At 67.3% G+C, this 3,325-nt stretch carries 4 protein-coding genes and 3 tRNA genes; 3 read left to right on the top strand and 4 right to left on the bottom strand.

The window, feature by feature from the left end:
• The 4 genes from NON22_RS22195 to NON22_RS22180 all read right to left on the bottom strand — a co-directional run.
• Positions 1-493 (bottom strand): GTP-binding protein (locus NON22_RS22195; RefSeq protein ID WP_257389177.1); only part of this gene is annotated, 493 nt, incomplete at its 3' end.
• A 62-nt stretch (positions 494-555) separates the two neighbouring features.
• Positions 556-631, bottom strand: a tRNA-Thr gene (locus tag NON22_RS22190).
• A gap of 30 nt (positions 632-661) precedes the next feature.
• Positions 662-735 (bottom strand) — tRNA-Gly (locus NON22_RS22185).
• A gap of 16 nt (positions 736-751) precedes the next feature.
• Positions 752-837, bottom strand: a tRNA-Tyr gene (locus tag NON22_RS22180).
• 307 nt (positions 838-1,144) lie between these two features.
• Between NON22_RS22180 and NON22_RS22175 the strand changes: the two genes are divergently transcribed.
• Genes NON22_RS22175 through NON22_RS22165 form a run of 3 tightly spaced genes read left to right on the top strand, consistent with a single transcriptional unit; the run spans position 1,145 to position 3,238 of the window.
• Positions 1,145-1,816 (top strand): hypothetical protein, encoded by a 672-nt coding sequence (locus tag NON22_RS22175; protein ID WP_257389176.1) that lies wholly within the window; start codon positions 1,145-1,147, stop codon positions 1,814-1,816.
• Position 1,817: 1 nt separating this feature from the next.
• Positions 1,818-2,408: a hypothetical protein gene (locus NON22_RS22170; RefSeq protein ID WP_257389175.1), complete on the top strand. Its 591-nt coding sequence runs from the start codon at positions 1,818-1,820 to the stop codon at positions 2,406-2,408.
• 2 nt (positions 2,409-2,410) lie between these two features.
• Entirely contained in the window at positions 2,411-3,238 is an 828-nt protein-coding gene (locus NON22_RS22165; RefSeq protein WP_257389174.1) for a fimbrial biogenesis chaperone, read from the top strand.
• Positions 3,239-3,325: the final 87 nt, after the last annotated feature.

Here is a 3,325-nt window from a genome sequence, read left to right as displayed (position 1 = left end):
CCGGGAACTCGTACTTCGTCAGCAGCTCCCGGATTTCCATCTCGACGAGCTCCAGCAGCTCCGCGTCGTCGACCATGTCCGCCTTGTTCAGGAACACCACGATGTACGGCACGCCCACCTGGCGCGACAGCAGAATGTGTTCGCGCGTCTGCGGCATCGGACCGTCGGCCGCCGAGCACACCAGGATCGCGCCGTCCATCTGCGCCGCACCCGTGATCATGTTCTTCACGTAGTCCGCGTGTCCCGGGCAGTCCACGTGCGCGTAGTGACGGTTCGGCGATTCGTATTCCACGTGCGCCGTCGAGATCGTGATACCGCGCGCCTTCTCTTCCGGCGCCGCGTCGATCTGATCGTACGCCTTGAACTCGCCACCGAATCGCTCGGCGCCGATCTTCGTCAGCGCTGCCGTCAGCGTCGTCTTCCCGTGGTCCACGTGACCGATCGTGCCGACGTTGACGTGCGGCTTGGTGCGCTCGAATTTACCCTTGGCCATGCCTGCAAAACCCCGAGAGATCTAAGGAGGTGGATGAGTTCAAAACGGTGTTGCGAAGAAGATGGTGCTCACGAAAGGAATCGAACCTTCGACCTCTTCCTTACCAAGGAAGTGCTCTACCGACTGAGCTACGTGAGCGCAAACGTGTCAACCGCGACAGTATTTCAATGGAGCGGGAGACGGGAATCGAACCCGCACAATCAGCTTGGAAGGCTGAGGTTCTACCATTGAACTACTCCCGCTCAAGCTAGAACCGGCTGGTGGAGGGAGGTGGATTCGAACCACCGAAGGCGTGAGCCAGCAGATTTACAGTCTGCCCCCGTTGGCCGCTTGGGTATCCCTCCAGCGCGGAGCCCGGCATTCTCGTTATCCGCGGACCGAATGTCAATGCCGTTGCGGCAGGAATTTCTTCGGCCCGGCGGCACAGGCCGGCGCGGGGCGCGGACGATACCCGGAACGCCGGCGCAAAGCCAGTCCTTATGATTCCGCCGAAGGACTGAGCCGCTTCCACCGCTCATTCCGAGTACGGCACTTCCAATTGTTACCAACCGTCACGAATCGTGATGGACATCACATTTCGGCACGGCCCGTGCTTTGGGTCGGCTGCCTGCCAAAAGGCAGTAGCACAACTCAAACCAGGGGTTATCCGTCGTGACATCCAAACTGCGTTTCCTCCCGCGCCTTGCCGCTCTCGCGCTGGCTTCGGCCGCCTGCTTTCCCTCGGGCGCCTTCGCCCAGGCCAACGTCGACGTAAACATCACGATCAGCAACGGCATCACGATCCTGTACTACTACTCGGCCCTCGACATCACGCTGAACTCGGCCTCGCTGGCCGGCCTGCTGACCACCGGCTGCACCGCCGGCGCGCTGGCCGACACGTACTACTGCAACCGCGGCAATCCGGGCGGCGTCACCGCCACGGCCGCCGCCGGCACCCTGACGGCGAGCTTCACCGGCCCGACCGGCCCGGCCGGCCTCAACACCGCGGCGGTGCCGCTGGTGCTGTCCAACGTCTGGTCGGTGCGCGCGGTCGGCGGCAGCTCGGCCAACACCACCGTGCAGATCTCGCGCGGCGCCAACAACACGCTGAACAACGGCACGGCGTCGATCGCCATCAACGACAACTACGGCATCGCGACCGGCGCGACCGCGGCGCTGACCGGCGCCTCGCCGCAGAGCTCGACCTTCGTCGATCCGGGCCTGGGCGGCCTGACGACCGGCAGCGTCGTGCTGGAGCTGGACCTGACCAACGCGACCGCGACCGGCGCGTACAGCTCCACCGCCGGCAACGTGAACTACGTCCTGACCGTCACTGCGACCTGACATGCGTCGCAGACCGGCCATTCCGGCAGCCTGCCTCGCGGTCGCGGCGTTTTTCGCCGCGGCCGCGAACGCGGCCAACCTGCCCGGCTCCGTGCCGGGCGTGCGCGGCATCGCGATCGGCAGCAGCGGACGCTTCGAAACCCAGGTCTCGCGCCTGGAGCTCGACAGCATCCGCAGCACCGACGTCGCGCCGGACGGTCCGCTCTCGGCCAGTTCGGCCCGCGCCGTGAGCCGACTCGTCGGCAATGCGCTGATCGTCGACCTGCCCGGTCCCGAGCATCCCAGCGTACCGGCCATCGTGCGGCCGCTGGGCGTGCTCTGGCGCTGGTCGCCGCCGGCCGGCAGCGAACAGCGACCGCCGAACGTACGCGTACGTCTGCTCGATCCGCAGGGCCAGCCCGACGAAATCGCCAATCTCGCGCGTCCCGATGCGCGCATCAGGACACGTTTGGTCACCTACCGACCTTCCTTGGTCAACGACGTCGACGGTCCCGTCTGGACCGGCGAAGCCGAGCTGCACATCCAGGCCGGCGATCTGGCCGAACCCGGCACCTACCAGGGCCGGATCGAAATCACCTTCGAGAACTACTGACCATGCAACGACTCTGGCTGCTCGTCGCGCTGCTGCTCCTGTCGGTCGGCGCGCAGGCACAGGTGGGCTTGAGCCCGCAAATCCTCGACATCGCGCTCGACGGCGCGGCGGGGTCGCAGGCGTTCCGCCTGTTCAACTACACGGCCGAGGACAAGATCGTCAGCGTCCGCGTCGCCAACTGGACCATGGACGGCGACGGCAAGGTCTCGGAAATCCCGACCACCGAGCAGTCGCTCGACGGCTGGCTCGTCATCAATCCGCTGCAGTTCACGGTCAAGGCCGGACAGAACCAGGTCGTGCGCGTCGCCGCGCGGCCGGCCGTCGCGCTGACACCGGGCGAACACCGCGCCATGGTCTATTTCGAGGAACAGCCGCAGGACAAGGCGCCCGGCGCGGCGACCACCCTGCGCACCGTGTTCCGCTTCGGCGCTGCGGTCTACGGCCACGTCGGCCCGACGGAGCGCAGAGGCGCGCTGACCGGCCTCGACGCCGCGGCCAGCTCCGCGGTGCTGCAGCTGCGCAACGACGGCAATGCGACCAGCCGCTGCAGCGGTTCGTTCGCGATCTGGCGCAAGGCCGATTTTCCGGGCGATGCCAAAACCGCGCAGATCGCCAAGGCCGGCACGGCCGAGGCCGAACTGCCGGCCGGCGTGGTCCAGGCCGGCCGCCTGCCCACCGACGCCGTGCTGCCCGGCGCGACGCGCCGCGTGAGCTTCGAGACGGCCAAGGCGCTGCCGCCCGGCGACTACGTGCTCGACATCAACGGCAGCTTCGGCGATTCGCCGCTGGATCGCAGCCAGGCCTTCCACGTCGGCGCGGCCGCGCACTGACCATGGCTTCGCCGCGTCCCCCACGCCTGCAGCGCCGCCGCTGGCTCTGCGCCGGATTCGGCGCGGCGCTGGCCGGCGCGGCCGTCG

The organism is Tahibacter caeni (genome assembly GCF_024609805.1).
Classification (GTDB): domain Bacteria; phylum Pseudomonadota; class Gammaproteobacteria; order Xanthomonadales; family Rhodanobacteraceae; genus Tahibacter; species Tahibacter caeni.
This window is presented reverse-complemented; position numbering and strand designations above follow the sequence as displayed.

What these genes read in the sequence shown, in the direction of transcription:
- NON22_RS22165 (WP_257389174.1), top strand. Translation starts at nt 2,411, where the DNA reads ATGCAACGACTCTGGCTGCTCGTCGCGCTGCTGCTCCTGTCGGTCGGC.
- NON22_RS22170 (WP_257389175.1), top strand. Translation starts at nt 1,818, where the DNA reads ATGCGTCGCAGACCGGCCATTCCGGCAGCCTGCCTCGCGGTCGCGGCG.